The sequence below is a fragment of the Reichenbachiella sp. genome (assembly GCF_965233835.1).
Classification (GTDB): Bacteria; Bacteroidota; Bacteroidia; order Cytophagales; family Cyclobacteriaceae; genus Reichenbachiella.
In genome coordinates, this window is record NZ_OZ247585.1 from 1,566,456 (window position 1) to 1,584,544 (window position 18,089).

The window sequence follows — 18,089 nt, forward strand, 5'->3', positions numbered from 1 at the left end:
GATTATCAGATGCGTTTCATTTTTTAATGAAGCGCATTTGTTTATAATCAAAAATAATTCTAATTTTGCAGTCCTTTTGGGCTGAAGGTTTTACGGGTGTAGCTCAATTGGTAGAGCACTGGTCTCCAAAACCAGCGGCTGGGAGTTCGAGTCTCTCCACCCGTGCAAATGTTTAAAGCTAAGATTTGAGTAATGGCAAATTTGATCAACTTTTTTAAAGAGTCTTATGACGAAATGGTCCATAAAGTTACATGGTCTAAATACAGTGAGCTTCAGAGTAGTTCAATTTTGGTATTGGTCGCTTCCCTGATCTTCGCAATATTCATTGGAATAATAGATTTCGGTTTCGATAATCTATTAAAGTGGTTTTATAATCTATAAATAGTCAAATAGTCCCGCTATTATGAGTGAACTTAAGTGGTACGTAGTACGTGCGGTCAGTGGACAAGAGAAAAAGGTGAAAACCTACTTGGAAACTGAGATCACAAGAATGGGTCTTGAAGAATACATTCCTCAAGTCATGATACCTGCTGAAAAGGTATATGAAATGAGAAATGGGAAAAAGCGTGTGAGAGAAAGAAATTTCTTCCCAGGCTATATCCTTATTTCTGCAGATCTCAACTACGGTGAAGTACAACATACAATCACTAAGATACCGGGTGTAATTGGCTTTTTAGGTGCCGACGATGGCGGTCCTGCCAAGACTCCAGTTCCTTTAAGACAAAATGAGGTAAATCGAATTTTGGGTAAAGTAGAAGAAGTAGACGAATTCGAAGAGAAGTTGGATACTCCTTTTATAGTAGGAGAAACTGTGAAAGTAATGGATGGTCCGTTCAGTGGATTTACAGGTAATGTAGAAGAGGTATTCGAAGAAAGAAAGAAGCTGAATGTAATGGTGAAAATCTTTGGACGAAACACGCCTGTAGAACTTAATTATATACAAGTAGAAAAAACAGAGTAAAAATGGCTAAGGAAATTAGTGGTTACTTAAAATTACAGATAAAGGGTGGCGCAGCCAATCCTTCTCCTCCTGTAGGACCTGCACTAGGTAGTAAAGGTCTTAACATTATGGACTTCTGTAAGCAATTTAATGCCAGAACCCAGGAAAAAGCGGGACAGGTATTACCTGTGCTTGTTACAATATATACCGATAAGTCGTTTGATTTTGTTATTAAAACTCCTCCTGCGCCAGTATTGTTGTTGAATGCAGCAAAACTGAAAAAGGCTTCTTCAGAGCCTAATCGCGATAAGGTGGGTAGCGTAACTTGGGATCAAGTGAAAGAAATTGCTGAAACTAAAATGCCTGATTTGAATGCATTTACAGTAGAATCAGCAATGAAGCAGGTAGCTGGTACAGCTCGAAGCATGGGTATTAGAGTAAGTGGTAAAGCCCCTTGGGCCTAATTAATTAAAAATTAACATGGCGAAATTAACGAAAAGTCAAAAGCTAGCTGCTGAGAGGTATGACAAAACGAAGGCTTATAGCATCGAAGAAGCATCGCAGATAGTAAAGGACATCACTACAACTAAATTCGACGCCTCAGTGGACGTTGATATTAGGCTAGGAGTTGATCCAAGAAAGGCGGACCAGATGGTAAGAGGAGTGGCGACACTTCCGCATGGAACTGGTAAAGAAGTAAGAGTTCTTGTACTATGTACTCCTGACAAGGAGCAAGAAGCAAAAGATGCTGGTGCAGATCACGTAGGATTGGATGAGTATATCAAGAAGATCGAAGGTGGTTGGACTGACATCGATGTAATTGTAACTATGCCAACAGTAATGGCTAAAGTAGGTAGAATAGGTAGAGTATTAGGCCCTAGAGGATTGATGCCAAACCCTAAGTCTGGTACAGTGACATTAGACGTGGCGAAAGCAGTACAAGAAGTGAAATCTGGTAAGATTGATTTCAAAGTTGACAAATTTGGTATTATTCATGCTAGCGTTGGAAAAGTGTCCTTCTCAGCTGAACAGATCAAAGACAACGCTATGGAATTGATCAATGTGGTAAACAAATTGAAGCCCGCTAGTGCAAAAGGTACTTATATGAAAAACGTAAGTCTTTCAAGTACAATGAGCGCGGGGATTACAATTGATAAAGCCTCTACCGGAGTTTAAAAGCTTTTATAATCAATGCCGCTTAGGCGGTAGGATTCTAAATAAAGAACAAAATGACTAAAGCAGAAAAAGCAGTCGTTATTCAAGAACTTTCTGAGAAATTCAAGGAAACTAGTAATTTCTATTTCACAGATGCTTCAGGGTTAACCGTAGCAGAAGTGAACAATTTCAGACAGAAATGTTTTGATAACGGTGTAGAGTACAAAGTGGTGAAAAATACACTTATCAGAAAAGCTTTGGAAACTGTTGATGCGGACTTTTCTTCATTGAATGATGAAGTATTAACAGGTTTTTCAGGAGTGATGTTTACTGGTGCGGACAGTGCGAACGTACCTGCTAAGATCATCAAAGAATTTAAAAAAGAAGACAGTGCAGATAGACCAAAATTAAAGGGAGCTTCCATCGATTACGATCTCTTTATTGGTGAGGAACATCTGAATACGCTTGCTAAACTTAAGTCTAAATCAGAACTTATTGGTGAGATTATCGGATTGTTGCAATCTCCTGCTAAGAACGTTGTTTCTGCTCTTCAGAGCAGTGGACAGACTCTTTCAGGATTGGTTAAGACTTTGTCTGAACGTTAAAATTGGTTTCAAATTATTAAAATTAAATATTAAAATACAATGGCAGATTTAAAAGCATTCGCTGATCAGTTGGTAGGACTAACTGTTAAGGAAGTAAATGAATTAGCTGAAATTTTGAAAGAAGAGCATGGTATCGAGCCTGCTGCTGCTGCTGCACCTGTAATGGTTGCTGGCGGAGCTGGTGGTGGAGAAGAAGCTGCTGAAAAAGATTCTTTCGACGTTATCTTGAAATCTCCAGGAGGAGCTAAATTGGCTATCGTGAAGTTGGTTAAAGAATTGACTGGACTTGGATTGAAAGAAGCTAAAGAACTAGTTGACGGTGCACCTAAAGCATTGAAAGAAGGTGTTGCTAAGGACGAAGCTGAAGGACTTAAGAAGCAGCTTGAAGAAGCTGGAGCTGAAGTTGAGCTTAAGTAAAATTTGACAGTTTTTAGTTTTAAAAACGTCTAAAATATTAGGCCCCGATATCTATCGGGGTCTTTTCCTGTTTCTGCTAAATATGTTTTTGTAGAAGCAATTACTTACATTATTATCACATAAAATTGTACGGCCTTGGCTAGTAAAAATAAATCCGAAAGAATTAATTTTTCTTCGATAAAATCAGTGATTGATTATCCTGATTTCTTGAAGGTTCAATTACAATCTTTTGAAGATTTTTTTCAGTTGGAAACGCCCGCTGAGAAAAGAATTCAGGAAGGACTTTTTAAAGTTTTCTCGGAAAACTTCCCTATTTCTGACTCAAGAGAAAATTTTGTACTTGAATTTATCGATTACTTGGTAGATCCACCAAAATATAACGTGGATGAGTGTATCGATAGAGGGTTAACGTATTCTGTCCCTTTAAAGGCAAAATTGAAATTGTCTTGTAATGATGAGGACAACGATGATTTTGAAACCATCGAGCAAGAAGTGTTCTTGGGTAATATCCCATACATGACTGCTAAAGGGTCGTTCGTAATCAATGGAGCAGAGAGAGTAATTGTTTCTCAGCTACACAGATCACCTGGTGTATTCTTTGCGCAAAGCAAACACACCAACGGTACTAAATTATATTCTGCAAGAATTATCCCATTCAAGGGTTCTTGGATAGAATTTGCGACTGACGTAAACAACGTTATGTACGCTTACATTGACCGAAAGAAAAAATTCCCGGTAACTACGCTTCTTAGATCAATCGGATACGGATCTGATAAGGATATCTTGGATTTGTTTGGATTGTCTGAAGAGATTCCAGCAAACGCTAAAGAATTAAAGAAGGTTATTGGAAGAAAACTAGCAGCTAGAGTTCTTAGAACCTGGACTGAGGATTTCGTGGATGAAGATACTGGAGAGGTAGTATCTATCGATAGAAACGAAGTTGTGCTAGAAAGAGATTCTGTTATCAATGAAGAAGACATTGAGACAATCGTAGAATCTGGCTCTAAATCAATTATCCTACACAAGAAGGATGTAAATATTACAGATTACTCTATTATTTACAATACGCTTCAAAAGGATAATTCAAACTCTGAAAAAGAGGCAGTAGAGCAAATCTACAGACAATTAAGAAACACTGAAGCACCTGATGAGCAGACTGCAAGAGACATCATCAATAACTTATTCTTCAGTGATAAGAGATATGACTTAGGAGAAGTTGGTCGATATAGAATCAACCGTAAGCTTCAGCTAGACCTAAGCAACGACTCAAGAGTATTGACTACTGAAGATATCATCTTGATCGTAAAATACTTGATCGGATTGATCAACTCGAAAGCAGTTGTGGATGATATCGATCACTTGAGTAACAGAAGAGTAAGAACCGTAGGTGAGCAGCTTTATGCTCAGTTTGGCGTTGGTCTTTCTAGAATGGCTCGTACCATTAAGGAAAGAATGAACGTTCGTGACAATGAAGAATTCAAGCCTATAGACTTGATTAATGCGAGAACGCTTTCTTCTGTGATCAACTCATTCTTCGGAACGAACCAGTTATCTCAGTTTATGGATCAAACCAATCCACTAGCAGAGGTTACTCATAAAAGAAGAATGTCGGCACTTGGGCCAGGTGGTCTTTCAAGAGAAAGAGCTGGTTTCGAGGTTCGAGATGTTCACTACACGCACTACGGTCGTCTTTGTACGATTGAAACACCGGAAGGTCCAAACATTGGTTTGATTTCTTCACTATGTGTGCATGCAAAAGTAAACAGCATGGGATTCATCGAAACTCCTTATAGAGAAGTGGAGAACGGTGTAGTAAACATGACCAGCAATGTGAAGTATCTAACTGCTGAAGAAGAAGATACGCACAATATTGCACAGGCAAATGCTCCATTGGAAGACAATGGAAACTTTGTGAATGATACAGTAAAAGCAAGATTCGAAGGTGACTTCCCTGTGGTAGGACCTAAGGATCTTAAATATATGGATGTGGCGCCTAACCAGATTGTATCTGTGGCAGCGTCAATGATTCCTTTCTTGGAGCATGATGATGCGAACAGAGCTTTGATGGGATCCAACATGCAGCGCCAAGCGGTGCCATTGTTGAAGCCTCAAGCACCAATCGTAGGTACAGGCTTAGAGAAGAGAGTAGCATTAGACTCCCGTTCATTGATCCTTGCAAGAGGAAAAGGTGAAGTGGTGGAAGTGGATGCAACTAAGATCGTTGTTAAGTATGACGTTTCGGATGATGAAAGATTGGTTTCTTTTGATGAAGAACATATTACTTACGATCTAATTAAGTTCAGAAGAACGAACCAAGATACTTGTATCAACCTAAGACCGATTGTGTTGAAAGGTGATAAAGTAACTGAAGGACAGGCGCTTTGTGAAGGTTTTGCTACCGAAGATGGCGAATTGGCATTGGGTAGAAACTTGACAGTGGCCTTCATGCCTTGGCAAGGATACAACTTTGAGGATGCGATTGTAATTTCTGAGAAAGTTGTAAGAGATGACGTGTTTACTTCTATTCACATTGATGAATTTGAATTAGAAGTTAGAGATACAAAAAGAGGTGAGGAAGAATTGACTTCTGAGATTCCAAACGTAAGTGAGGAAGCAGTAAAGAATCTTGATGAGAATGGTATCATCAGAATTGGAGCTGAGATCAAAGAAGGAGATATCCTAATTGGAAAGATTACTCCTAAAGGAGAAACTGATCCAACGCCAGAAGAAAAACTATTGAGAGCCATCTTTGGAGACAAAGCGGGTGATGTGAAAGATGCTTCCTTGAAAGCTTCTCCGTCACTAAGAGGTGTGGTAATCGATACTAAGTTGTTCTCTAGACCTAAGAAGGATAAAGACCTTAGAGCGAAGACCAAAAGAGAAGTTGAAATTTTGAAAAACAATTACTCTCAAGAACTGAAAGAATTGAGAAGTGTTGTTATTGCGAAGTTGGTTGAACTTATCGGTGGTAAAACTTCTCAAGGAGTGAAGCACAAGTTTGGTGATGAAATCATGTCGAAAGGCGTGAAATTCAACGCTAAGAATATTGAAGAAAATCTTTTCCCGGAAAAGAATATCTATAGAGATGAGTCTAATTACAATGTTCAGGAAGAAGTAAACCTTATTGGTGACTTATTGTTGGATAATTGGACAGCTGATGAAAAAGTGAACAAGATGGTTTTTGAATTGGTCAAAAACTATGGTAAGAAGAGACACGATATCGGTGGTATCTTCAAACGCGAGAAATTCACTTTGGAAGTTGGAGATGAATTGCCAGCAGGCATCGTTCAGCTAGCTAAAGTTTACGTGGCTAAGAAACGTAAATTGAAAGTGGGTGATAAGATGGCGGGTCGTCACGGTAACAAAGGGGTTGTAGCCAGAATCGTTAGAGAGGAAGACATGCCGTTCTTGGAAGATGGAACTCCGGTGGATATCTGTTTGAACCCTCTAGGTGTACCTTCAAGGATGAACATTGGTCAGATCTACGAAACTGTTCTAGGTTGGGCTGGATTGAAATTGGGTAGAAAATATGCTACACCAATCTTCGATGGAGCGAGCATGGATCAAGTAGCTTCTGAGTTGAAAGAAGCAGGATTGCCAGAGTACGGTAGAACATACCTTTACGATGGTCTATCTGGAAACAGATTTGACCAGCCAGTTACTGTAGGTGTGATTTACATGCTGAAACTAGGTCACTTGGTGGATGATAAGATGCACGCCAGATCGATTGGACCTTACTCGTTGATTACTCAGCAGCCGTTGGGCGGTAAGGCGCAGTTTGGTGGACAGCGTTTTGGAGAGATGGAAGTTTGGGCATTGGAGGCATTTGGTGCAGCCAACGTTCTTCAGGAAATCCTGACCATCAAATCTGATGATGTTATCGGTAGAGCAAAAGCATATGAAGCCATAGTAAAAGGCGAGAATATGAACAAACCAAATATTCCAGAGTCGTTCAACGTACTCGTTCACGAATTGAGAGGTTTGGCTCTTGAAATTACTTTAGACTAATTAATTGATCATAAGACCTTCGGGTCATTAACATATAAGATTGTAATTATGGCATTCAGAAAAAGCAAAAAGCTAAACAGCAACTTCTCGAGAGTTACAGTAAGTTTAGCTTCTCCCGAATCTATTCTGGAAAGCTCACACGGTGAGGTTACACAGCCTGAAACTATCAACTATAGAACTTACAAGCCTGAAATGGGTGGATTGTTCTGTGAGCGTATTTTCGGTCCAGTAAAAGATTGGGAATGTCATTGCGGGAAATATAAGAGAATCAGGTATAAAGGTATTATCTGTGACAGATGTGGTGTTGAAGTTACCGAGAAAAAGGTAAGACGTGAGCGCATGGGGCACATCGAGTTGGTAGTACCAGTAGCACATATTTGGTATTTCAAATCTCTACCTAACAAAATTGGTTACCTACTCGGAATTCCTACTAAGAAGTTGGATCAAATCATTTACTACGAGCGTTATTTGGTGATTCAGCCAGGAGCGAAAGAAGAAGATGGTATTGCTCGTCACGACTTCTTGACTGAGGATGAGTACTTGGATATCTTGGATAAGTTACCAAGAGAAAACCAATTGTTGGATGACGACGATCCAAACAAATTCATCGCGAAGATGGGTGCAGAGGCATTAGAAATGTCTTTGTCTAGAATCAAACTAGATGAATTATCATACGAATTAAGACACCAGGCAGCTACTGATACTTCTCAGCAGAGAAAAGCAGAAGCCTTGAAGAGATTGAAAGTAGTTGAAGCATTTAGAGATGCTAAGACGCGTATCGAGAACAAGCCTGAGTGGATGATCATCAAAATGGTGCCGGTTATTCCTCCAGAATTGAGACCTTTGGTTCCATTGGACGGTGGTAGATTCGCTACCTCTGATTTGAATGATCTATACAGAAGAGTGATTATCAGAAACAATCGTTTGAAGCGATTGATCGATATCAAAGCGCCAGAAGTAATTCTTAGAAATGAGAAACGTATGCTTCAGGAAGCGGTTGATTCACTTTTCGATAACTCAAGAAAAGTAAACGCGGTAAGATCTGATGGAAACAGAGCTTTGAAATCTTTGAGTGATATGCTTAAAGGTAAGCAAGGTAGATTCCGTCAAAACTTGCTTGGTAAAAGGGTGGATTATTCTGGTCGTTCTGTAATTGTGGTAGGACCGGAATTGAAAATGCATGAATGTGGTCTTCCTAAGGGAATGGCTGCTGAGCTTTTCAAGCCATTCGTTATCAGAAAATTAATAGAGAGAGGAATTGTTAAGACAGTGAAGTCGGCGAAGAAAATCGTTGACCGTAAGGATCCTGTGATTTGGGACATTCTTGAGAATGTGTTGAAAGGACACCCTGTACTGCTTAACAGAGCTCCAACGCTTCACAGATTGGGTATCCAGGCTTTCCAGCCTAAAATGATTGAAGGTAAAGCAATTCAATTGCACCCATTAGCATGTACAGCATTCAACGCCGATTTTGATGGTGACCAGATGGCGGTTCACGTGCCTTTAGGCCATGAAGCTATTTTGGAAGCATCTGTGTTGATGTTGGCTTCTCACAACATCCTAAACCCTGCCAACGGGGCACCAATTACGGTACCTTCTCAGGATATGGTTTTGGGACTTTATTATGTTACAAAAGGAAAGAGAAGTACTGACAAAGAAGTTGTAGCTGGAGAAGGTATGACTTTCTACAGTGCTGAGGAAGTGGAAATTGCGATCAACGAAGGAAGATTGTCTAAGCATGCATTCATCAAGGTAAGAACTAGCGTTCGAACTGCAAGCGGTGAATTGGAAACTAAGATTATCGAAACGGTAGCTGGTAGAGTGATATTCAACCAGTTGGTTCCTGAAGAAGTTGGTTTCGTAGATGAGTTGTTGTCTAAGAAAAAATTACAGCAAATTATTTCGAATGTCTTCAAAATTTCAGGAATGGCTCGTACAGCTCAATTCCTAGATGATATCAAGCACCTCGGATTCCAGTCGGCTTACAAAGGCGGATTGTCTATGGGACTTGGAGATATCAACATTCCAGAAGAAAAAGAAAAGTTAGTAGCTCAGGCTAAAGAGGAAGTGGATGCTGTATGGCAAAACTACCAAATGGGTCTGATTACTGATAACGAGAGATACAATCAAGTAATTGACATCTGGACCAGAATCAACTCAATGTTGACTGGTACCTTGATGACTCAGCTCGAAGAAGAAGATCAAGGATTCAACTCGATCTACATGATGATGCACTCAGGTGCAAGGGGTTCGAGAGAGCAGATTCGTCAGTTGGGCGGAATGAGGGGTTTGATGGCTAAGCCACAAAAGAACCTGCAAGGTTCTGTGGGTGAGATTATTGAAAACCCAATTCTATCCAACTTTAAAGAAGGACTAGATGTAATCGAGTACTTTATTTCTACTCACGGTGCTCGTAAAGGTCTGGCCGATACAGCATTGAAAACTGCCGATGCGGGTTACTTGACAAGACGTTTGGTTGATGTATCTCAGGATGTGGTAGTAAACGAAGAAGATTGTGGTACTTTGAGAGGTCTGGATGTTTCTGCCTTGAAAGATAACGAGGATATCGTTGAACCATTATCTGAAAGAATTTTAGGTAGAGTATCAGTACATGATGTATATGATCCAATCTCTGAAGAATTATTGATTCCTGCAGGAATTGAAATTACTGAAGAGCTAGCTGAAAAAGTAGACGATACTGCGATTGAATCTGTAGAGATCAGATCGGTATTGACTTGTGAGTCAAAGAAAGGTGTTTGTGCGAAGTGTTACGGACGTAACCTAGCCACAGGTGCTATGGCACAGAGCGGAGAGGCTGTAGGAGTAATTGCAGCACAATCGATCGGTGAGCCAGGTACACAGTTGACACTTAGAACATTCCACGTTGGGGGTACAGCGTCTAACATTGCTGTTGATGCGACTATTCCTGCGAAATTCGACGGAGTTGTTGAAATGGAAGGCTTGAGAGCAATCAAGACTACGAATCAGGATGGCGATGCTGTTGAAGTTGTAATGGGTAGAACGGGAGAGATCAGAATTATCGATCCTGAGTCGGGTAAAACGCTGATTACTAACCATGTGCCTTACGGTGCTTTCTTAGATGTGAAAAACAAGAAGAAAGTTAAGAAAGGAGACAAGCTTTGTCACTGGGATCCATATAATGCGGTGATTCTTTCTGCTGCTGATGGTACAGTTAACTTTGAGTCTATTGTAGAAGGTGTTACTTATAAAGAAGAATCTGATGAACAGACTGGTCACAGAGAGAAAGTAATCATCGATACTAAAGATAAAACTAAAAACCCTGCCATTATAGTAGAGTCTAAGGATGAAGAATATACGTTCAACATTCCAGTAGGTGCTCACTTGGCAGTGGATGAAGGCGATAAAATTAAGGCTGGTCAGATCTTGGTGAAAATCCCAAGAACAATGGGTAAGTCTAGAGATATTACAGGGGGTCTTCCAAGAGTAACTGAGTTATTCGAGGCTAGAAACCCATCTAATCCGGCTGTAGTTTCTGAGATCGACGGTGTGGTAACGTACGGTGGTATCAAAAGAGGTAACAGAGAAATTTTCATCGAGTCTAAAGATGGCGTGAAGAAGAGATACCTAGTATCACTTTCTAAGCACATCCTAGTTCAGGACAATGACTTTGTGAAAGCTGGATATGCACTTTCTGATGGAGCCATTACTCCTGCTGATATTTTGGCTATCAAAGGCCCAACTGCGGTTCAAGAGTATTTGGTAAATGAGATTCAGGAAGTATACCGTCTGCAAGGTGTGAAAATCAATGATAAGCACATCGAAACTATCGTAAGACAGATGATGCAGAAGGTAAATATCCTTGACGCTGGAGATACTAGCTTCTTGCCTGGTCAGATTGTTGACAAACTAATGTTCATGGAAGAGAATGATTCAATTCTAGATATGAAAGTAGTGACAGAAGTTGGAGATTCTGGAAACTTGAAACAAGGACAGATCATCACTTCAAGACAATTGAGAGATGAGAATTCTAGTTTGAGACGTAAGGATATGAAGTTAGTTCAGGTAAGAAATGCCGAGCCGGCAGTTTCTAAGCCTACACTTCAAGGTATTACGCAAGCTTCTTTGGGTACACAAAGTTTCATTTCGGCGGCTTCCTTCCAGGAAACTACCAAAGTATTGAGTGAAGCTTCGATCCGAGGTAAGCGAGACACATTGAATGGATTGAAAGAGAACGTAATTGTTGGACACTTGATTCCAGCCGGTACAGGACAAAGACAATTCCAGGATTTGATAGTAGGGTCTCAAGAGGAATACGATTCTTTAGTTTCATCTAAAGAGGAATTCGAAAAGTCAAAAGAATACCAGACAGATGAGCAATAAGAAAGAAGAAAGTCAAGACAAACAACAAGGCAATCAAATCAATATTGAATTGTCTGAAGAAATTGCAGAGGGTGTATATGCTAATTTGGCTATGATCGCCCATTCCAATTCTGAGTTTGTGATTGATTTTATTCGATTGATGCCGGGTGTGCCAAAGGCCAAAGTAAAATCTAGAGTGGTAGTAACTCCAGAACATGCAAAAAGGCTATTTGCAGCACTGCAGGACAACATCAATAAGTACGAACAAACGTTTGGACCAATAAAAAACGTAGACGATTCTCCGAAATTCCCAATGAATTTTGGAGGAGCTGTAGGCGAGGCTTAACGGTACAGATTAATTAATAAGATAATTAGGGGTTAGGATATTTTGTTCAGAAATACTTAATCCCTATTTTTGCGTTCCGAAAAATTTCGGAGGAATTGAAATATATAAATAATAAGTAAATGCCTACTATACAACAATTAGTAAGAAAAGGCAGAAAGACATTGGTGTCAAAGTCAAAGTCTCCTGCATTGGATTCTTGCCCGCAAAGACGAGGTGTATGTACCAGGGTATATACGACCACGCCTAAGAAACCAAACTCCGCGATGAGAAAAGTTGCAAGGGTAAGGTTGACCAATGGCAAGGAAGTGAATGCTTACATTCCAGGTGAAGGTCACAACCTTCAAGAACACTCGATTGTATTGATCAGAGGTGGAAGGGTAAAAGATCTACCAGGTGTAAGATACCACATCATTAGAGGAGCCTTAGATACCGCCGGTGTAAGCGGACGTCTTCAGAGAAGATCGAAGTACGGAGCTAAGAAGCCTAAAGACAAAAAGTAAAAAATTGATTTAAAGAAAAAATGAGAAAATCGAAACCAAAGAAGAGATATATTCTTCCGGATCCGAAGTTCCAGGATACGCTAGTATCTAAGTTTGTGAACTACCTGATGGTGGACGGAAAGAAGAGTATTGCTTATTCGATCTTTTACGATGCGGTAGCATTGGTAGAAGAAAAAACAAGTGAGAATGGTCTTGAAACTTGGAAAAAAGCGCTTAACAACATCATGCCTTCAGTAGAGGTGAAAAGTAGACGTGTAGGTGGTGCAACTTTTCAGGTTCCTATAGAAGTAAGACCGAACAGGAAAACTTCCCTAGGAATTAAGTGGATGATTTCATACTCAAGAGCCAGAGGAGAGAAGACAATGAAAGAGAGATTGGCTGGAGAAATCATTGCTGCTGCTAAAGGTGAAGGAGCTGCTGTGAAGAAGAAAGATGACGTTCACAGAATGGCTGAAGCGAATAAAGCATTTTCACATTTTAGATTTTAATAACAGGAAACGATGGCAAGAGATCTTAGTTTGACTCGTAATATTGGTATTGCAGCACATATTGATGCTGGTAAAACTACCACTACCGAGCGTATCCTGTATTACACAGGCGTAAGTCACAAAATTGGAGAGGTACATGATGGTGCCGCTACAATGGACTGGATGGAGCAAGAGCAAGAAAGAGGTATTACTATTACTTCGGCTGCTACTACTGTATTCTGGCCTTACAAAGAAAAAAAATATCATATCAACATCATTGATACTCCTGGTCACGTGGATTTTACCGTTGAGGTAAACAGATCGTTGAGAGTATTGGATGGTTTGGTTTTCTTGTTTAGTGCAGTTGACGGTGTTGAGCCTCAGTCTGAAACTAACTGGAGACTAGCAGATAACTACAACGTTGCTCGTTTAGGTTTTGTCAACAAAATGGACAGAGCTGGAGCTGACTTCTTAATGGTATGTAATCAGGTAAAAGAAAGATTAGGCACTAAGTCTGTTCCTTTCCAATTACCAATTGGTGCCGAAGAAGGATTCAAAGGTGTGGTTGATTTGGTAGAAAGAAAAGCCATGATCTGGAACGAAGCAGATATGGGTATGACTTTCGAAGAAATCGAAATTCCTGCTGATATGGTAGACGAGGTGGATCAGTACAGAGAAGAATTGTTGGAGGCAGTAGCTGAATACGATGAAACTTTGATGGAGAAATACTTCGAAGATCCTAATTCGATTACTAAAGAAGAAATCATTGCTGCTTCTAGACAAGCAACAATCAACATGGACTTTGTGCCAATGTTCTGTGGTTCTGCCTTCAAGAACAAAGGAGTTCAAACTATGTTGGATTACGTGATGGAATTGCTTCCATCTCCGCTAGACAGAGAAGGTATCGAAGGTACTAACCCTGACACAGAGGAGCCAGCATTGAGAAAGCCTTCTGCTGACGAGCCATTCGCAGCCTTGGCATTTAAGATCGCAACTGACCCATTTGTAGGTCGTCTATGTTTTGCTAGATCTTACTCAGGCACGTTGGATTCTGGTTCTTATGTATTCAATACAAGAACTGGGAAGAAAGAGAGAATCTCTCGTATCTTCCAAATGCATGCCAATAAGCAAAATCAGATTGATCAATTCCACGCTGGAGATATTGCTGCAGTAGTAGGATTTAAGGATATCAAAACTGGAGATACACTTTGTGACGAAAAGCACAAAATCGTTCTTGAATCTATGGTATTCCCTGATCCTGTAATTGGATACGCGATTGAGCCTAAAACTCAAGCAGACGTAGACAAGCTAGGAATGGCGATCGCTAAATTGGTAGAAGAAGATCCAACCCTTCAGGTAGAGACTAACCACGAAACTGGTCAGACGATCTTGAGAGGTATGGGAGAGCTTCACTTAGACATTATCATCGATAGATTGAAGAGAGAATTCAAGGTTGAAATCAACCAGGGTGCTCCTGAGGTGGCTTACAAAGAAGCTATCCAGTCATTGGTGGATCATAAAGAGGTTTACAAAAAGCAATCAGGTGGTAAAGGTAAATTTGCCGATATCGTATTTGAGTTGTCTCCGGTAGACGAGGACTTCGAGAAAACTGGATTGCAGTTTGATAATAAGATTGTGGGTGGTGTAATTCCAAAAGAATTTATCCCTGCAATTGAAAAAGGATTTAAAGCGGCTATGGACAATGGTCCTTTGGCTGGATATCCTTTGGATAGCATGAAGGTGAAATTGTATCACGGTTCTTTCCACGATGTGGATTCGGATGCGCTTTCATTTGAGTTGGCTGCAAAGATCGGTTTCAAAGAAGCTGCTAAGAAAGCTAGCCCAGTATTGCTAGAACCTATCATGGGTGTTGAAGTAGTTACGCCAGACGAATATACTGGTAATGTAACTGGTGACTTGAACAGACGTAGAGGTTTGATGAAAGGAATGGACGTAAAAGGAAATTCTCAAGTAGTGAAAGCAGATGTTCCATTGTCTGAGTTGTTCGGTTATATCACTGACCTTAGAACGATGACTTCTGGTAGAGCTACCGCTTCATTGACATTCTCTCACTATGATCCAGTTCCTAAGAACATCGCAGAGGGAGTTATTAAAAAGGTAAAAGGCGAGGCCGTTTAAAGCATATTAGTTATGAATCAGAAAATTAGAATTAAACTAAAGTCTTACGACCACAACTTGGTAGACAAGTCTTCTGAGAAAATCGTAAGAGCAGTAAAAACTACTGGTGCTGTAGTAAGCGGACCTATTCCACTTCCTACGGTAAAAGAGAAATTTACTGTATTGAAGTCACCCCACGTAAACAAGAAAGCTCGTGAGCAATTCCAGCTTTGTACTTACAAGAGATTGGTAGATATCTTCTCTAACAGTGCCAAAACTGTAGATGCATTGATGAAGCTTGAATTGCCAAGTGGCGTAGATGTAGAGATTAAGGTCTAATTATTAGACTTTGAAAATATGAGAACCACGTGTAAGCGTGGTTCTTTTTTTGTGCCTTACGGAATTGTTACTTTTTTGTTTAGGAATTATTTGACTGCAATTTATTAATTGCTATCTTTGCACTCCTTTTCCGAACAAGTGGACGAAAAGGCGAAAATTATTAAAGAAATTTAATACTGAAATGTCAGGTATAATAGGAAAAAAAATTGGGATGACTAGCGTCTTTGGTGCCGATGGACGAAACGTTGCATGCACATTGATAGAAGCTGGTCCTTGCGTAGTTACGCAAGTTAAGAACGAAGACACTGACGGGTATACAGCTGTACAGCTTGGTTACGGTGAGCGTAAAGAAAAGCGTACGACTAAAGCCTTGAAAGGTCATTTCGCGAAGGCGAAAACTACTCCTAAGCAACACTTAGTGGAATTTAGAGATTTCCGAGTAGAGTTTGATGGAGGTGTAGAACTTGGACAAGAACTAAGTGTAGCAGATATTTTCCAAGAGGAAGATTTTGTTGATGTCATTGCCAACTCAAAAGGTAAGGGTTTTCAAGGCGTAGTAAAGAGACACAACTTCGGTGGTGTTGGACAAGCTACTCACGGTCAGCACAACAGACTGAGAGCACCTGGATCTATTGGTGGAGCATCTTATCCTGCGAGAGTATTCAAAGGAATGAGAATGGCTGGCCGAACTGGTAACGACAGAGTCAAAGTAACTAATCTTCAGGTAATGAAGATTATTCCTGAGAAGAATCTGATTTTGGTTAGTGGGTCTGTACCAGGACCTAAAAATGGAACTGTAATTCTAGAGAAATAGTCATGAAAGTATCCGTAGTAAATAGAAACGGTGAGGATACCGGGAGAAAAGTTGATTTGGCTAAGGACATATTTGGCATTGAGCCAAATGATCATGCTATCTATTTAGATGTAAAGCAATTCCTAGCGAATCAAAGACAGGGAACTCACAAGTCGAAAGAAAGAGCAGAGATTGCTGGATCGACTAAAAAGATTAAGAAACAAAAGGGTACTGGTACCGCTCGTGCGGGTAGTATCAAATCGCCATTGTTCAGAGGTGGAGGAAGAGTGTTTGGCCCAGAGCCAAGAGATTATTCTTTCAAGCTAAACAAGAAATTGAAATCTTTGGCTAGGAAGTCTGCTTTGACTTATAAGGCTTCAGATAAAAGCATTTCTGTTTTGGAAGACTTCAGCTTCGAAGCACCTAAGACAAAGGAATACAAAAGCTTATTGGCTAGTCTATCTTTGAATGATAAGAAGACGCTGCTTGTATTAGCAGAAGCTGACAAGAACATTGTGTTGTCGTCTAACAACCTTCAGAAAACGAAAGTAACTACTGCAGATCAAATCAATACTTATGATTTGTTGAACGCAGACAACTTGATACTTTGCGAAGGTTCTATTGAAAAAATTCAGAACTTATTAACGAAATAAGAAGATGAGTATACTAAGAAAACCACTAGTTACCGAGAAAGTATCTGCGCTTAATGAAAGTGGAAAATACGGCTTTATAGTTGATCAAGATGCTAATAAAGTTGAGATCAAAAAGGCAGTAGAGAAAACCTACGGGGTAACGGTTGAAAAAGTAAACACAATGGTTTACCAAGGCAACGCAAAAACTAAGTACACTAAATCGAAAGTGGTATCTGGAAGAACTGCTTCTTTCAAGAAAGCGATCGTGCAAGTGGCCGAAGGAGATATAATTGATTTTTACGGAGGAGTATAAATAGTTAGAAAATGGCTGTAAGAAAATTAAAACCGATGACGCCGGGTACCAGATATAGGGTTGCACCTGTATTTGATGAGATCACTAGCTCTACTCCGGAAAAGTCTTTGACTAAAGCAGTTCACAGAAATGGTGGACGTAACAATTCTGGTAGAATGACTATCAGAAACGTTGGTGGAGGTCATAAGAGAAAATATAGAGCAATAGACTTCAAAAGAGAAAAGTTCGGAATTCCGGCTACTGTGAAGACTATTGAGTATGATCCAATGAGAACTGCAAGAATTGCATTGTTGTTCTACGCAGATGGTGAAAAGAGATACATCATTGCTCCTGAAGGAGTAAAGGTTGGAGATACTTTAGTGTCTGGACCTGGTGTTGCACCAGAAGTAGGCAACACACTTTTGTTGTCTGAGATTCCTCTAGGTACAATCATCCACAATGTGGAGTTGAAGCCTGGTAAAGGAGCTTGTATGGCAAGAAGTGCTGGAGCATACGTGCAATTGATGGCAAGAGAAGGTAAGTACGCAACTGTGAAGTTGCCTTCTGGTGAAATGAGATTAGTACTTGTTACTTGTCTGGCTACTATCGGTACCGTATCAAACGGCGACCACATGAATGTAAGATTGGGTAAAGCTGGTCGAAACAGATGGTTGGGTAGAAGACCTAGAGTAAGAGGTGTAGCAATGAACCCTGTCGATCACCCAATGGGCGGTGGAGAAGGTAAGTCGTCTGGAGGTCATCCTAGATCTCGTAACGGTATCTTTGCTAAAGGTCAGAAGACCAGAGCACCTAAGAAATATTCTAACAAGTTGATCATTGGTAAAAAGAAATAAGTAATGGGAAGATCTTTAAAAAAAGGACCTTATATAGATTTCAGACTTGAAAATAAAGTCGATGCCATGAATGATTCAGGCAAGAAATCAGTGATCAAGACTTGGTCAAGAAGGTCGATGATATCTCCGGATTTCGTAGGACACACATTTGCAGTACACAACGGAAACAAGTTTATCCCTGTGTTTGTAACTGAAAACATGGTAGGCCACAAGTTGGGCGAATTCTCTCCTACGAGAAACTTCCGAGGTCATATTAACAAAAAAGACAAAAGAAAATAATTA

The 18,089-nt window shown here is 40.1% G+C and carries 18 protein-coding genes and 1 tRNA gene; all 19 read left to right on the forward strand.

Features of this window, described 5'->3' with window-relative positions:
• Nucleotides 1–92: 92 nt before the first annotated feature.
• Nucleotides 93–165: transfer RNA gene (locus ACO6S2_RS06770), tRNA-Trp, on the forward strand.
• Nucleotides 166–192: 27 nt separating this feature from the next.
• Nucleotides 193–381 (forward strand): preprotein translocase subunit SecE, encoded by a 189-nt coding sequence (secE, locus tag ACO6S2_RS06775; RefSeq protein ID WP_318172880.1) that lies wholly within the window; start codon nt 193–195, stop codon nt 379–381.
• Nucleotides 382–403: 22 nt separating this feature from the next.
• Nucleotides 404–961 carry a transcription termination/antitermination protein NusG gene (gene nusG / locus ACO6S2_RS06780; RefSeq protein WP_422361754.1) on the forward strand — a complete coding sequence of 186 codons (558 nt, stop codon included), beginning with the start codon at nt 404–406 and terminating at the stop codon, nt 959–961.
• A 2-nt stretch (nt 962–963) separates the two neighbouring features.
• Entirely contained in the window at nt 964–1,404 is a 441-nt protein-coding gene (rplK, locus tag ACO6S2_RS06785; RefSeq protein ID WP_422361755.1) for a 50S ribosomal protein L11, read from the forward strand.
• A 16-nt stretch (nt 1,405–1,420) separates the two neighbouring features.
• Nucleotides 1,421–2,116, forward strand: a complete 696-nt coding sequence (rplA, locus tag ACO6S2_RS06790) for a 50S ribosomal protein L1 (RefSeq protein WP_422361756.1) — start codon at nt 1,421–1,423, stop codon at nt 2,114–2,116.
• Nucleotides 2,117–2,169: 53 nt separating this feature from the next.
• Nucleotides 2,170–2,700, forward strand: a complete 531-nt coding sequence (gene rplJ, locus ACO6S2_RS06795) for a 50S ribosomal protein L10 (protein WP_422361757.1) — start codon at nt 2,170–2,172, stop codon at nt 2,698–2,700.
• 39 nt (nt 2,701–2,739) lie between these two features.
• A complete protein-coding gene (rplL, locus tag ACO6S2_RS06800; RefSeq protein WP_422361758.1) occupies nt 2,740–3,117 on the forward strand; it encodes a 50S ribosomal protein L7/L12 in 378 nt (125 codons plus the stop codon).
• A gap of 135 nt (nt 3,118–3,252) precedes the next feature.
• Nucleotides 3,253–7,125, forward strand: a complete 3,873-nt coding sequence (gene rpoB / locus ACO6S2_RS06805) for a DNA-directed RNA polymerase subunit beta (RefSeq protein ID WP_422361759.1) — start codon at nt 3,253–3,255, stop codon at nt 7,123–7,125.
• Between the two features lie 48 nt (nt 7,126–7,173).
• Nucleotides 7,174–11,487 (forward strand): DNA-directed RNA polymerase subunit beta', encoded by a 4,314-nt coding sequence (gene rpoC, locus ACO6S2_RS06810; RefSeq protein WP_422361760.1) that lies wholly within the window; start codon nt 7,174–7,176, stop codon nt 11,485–11,487.
• Complete coding sequence (locus ACO6S2_RS06815) at nt 11,477–11,812, forward strand: DUF3467 domain-containing protein (protein WP_422361761.1); 336 nt, start codon at nt 11,477–11,479, stop codon at nt 11,810–11,812. Before rpoC ends, ACO6S2_RS06815 begins: the two co-directional genes overlap by 11 nt.
• A 119-nt stretch (nt 11,813–11,931) precedes the next feature.
• The gene (gene rpsL / locus ACO6S2_RS06820; RefSeq protein WP_084373612.1) at nt 11,932–12,312 is read left to right on the forward strand and encodes a 30S ribosomal protein S12; all 381 of its coding nucleotides are present in this window, start codon (nt 11,932–11,934) and stop codon (nt 12,310–12,312) included.
• A gap of 20 nt (nt 12,313–12,332) precedes the next feature.
• Nucleotides 12,333–12,800, forward strand: coding sequence for a 30S ribosomal protein S7 (gene rpsG / locus ACO6S2_RS06825; protein ID WP_420581860.1), 468 nt, complete (start codon nt 12,333–12,335; stop codon nt 12,798–12,800).
• A 12-nt stretch (nt 12,801–12,812) separates the two neighbouring features.
• A complete protein-coding gene (gene fusA / locus ACO6S2_RS06830) occupies nt 12,813–14,918 on the forward strand; it encodes an elongation factor G (RefSeq protein ID WP_422361762.1) in 2,106 nt (701 codons plus the stop codon).
• Between the two features lie 12 nt (nt 14,919–14,930).
• Nucleotides 14,931–15,236 (forward strand): 30S ribosomal protein S10, encoded by a 306-nt coding sequence (gene rpsJ / locus ACO6S2_RS06835; protein WP_318172870.1) that lies wholly within the window; start codon nt 14,931–14,933, stop codon nt 15,234–15,236.
• 181 nt (nt 15,237–15,417) lie between these two features.
• A complete protein-coding gene (rplC, locus tag ACO6S2_RS06840; RefSeq protein ID WP_422361763.1) occupies nt 15,418–16,050 on the forward strand; it encodes a 50S ribosomal protein L3 in 633 nt (210 codons plus the stop codon).
• 2 nt (nt 16,051–16,052) lie between these two features.
• Complete coding sequence (rplD, locus tag ACO6S2_RS06845; protein WP_422361764.1) at nt 16,053–16,682, forward strand: 50S ribosomal protein L4; 630 nt, start codon at nt 16,053–16,055, stop codon at nt 16,680–16,682.
• A 4-nt stretch (nt 16,683–16,686) separates the two neighbouring features.
• Complete coding sequence (rplW, locus tag ACO6S2_RS06850) at nt 16,687–16,974, forward strand: 50S ribosomal protein L23 (RefSeq protein ID WP_084373618.1); 288 nt, start codon at nt 16,687–16,689, stop codon at nt 16,972–16,974.
• 11 nt (nt 16,975–16,985) lie between these two features.
• The gene (gene rplB, locus ACO6S2_RS06855; protein WP_422361765.1) at nt 16,986–17,807 is read left to right on the forward strand and encodes a 50S ribosomal protein L2; all 822 of its coding nucleotides are present in this window, start codon (nt 16,986–16,988) and stop codon (nt 17,805–17,807) included.
• 3 nt (nt 17,808–17,810) lie between these two features.
• Nucleotides 17,811–18,086, forward strand: coding sequence for a 30S ribosomal protein S19 (rpsS, locus tag ACO6S2_RS06860; protein WP_084373620.1), 276 nt, complete (start codon nt 17,811–17,813; stop codon nt 18,084–18,086).
• Nucleotides 18,087–18,089: the final 3 nt, after the last annotated feature.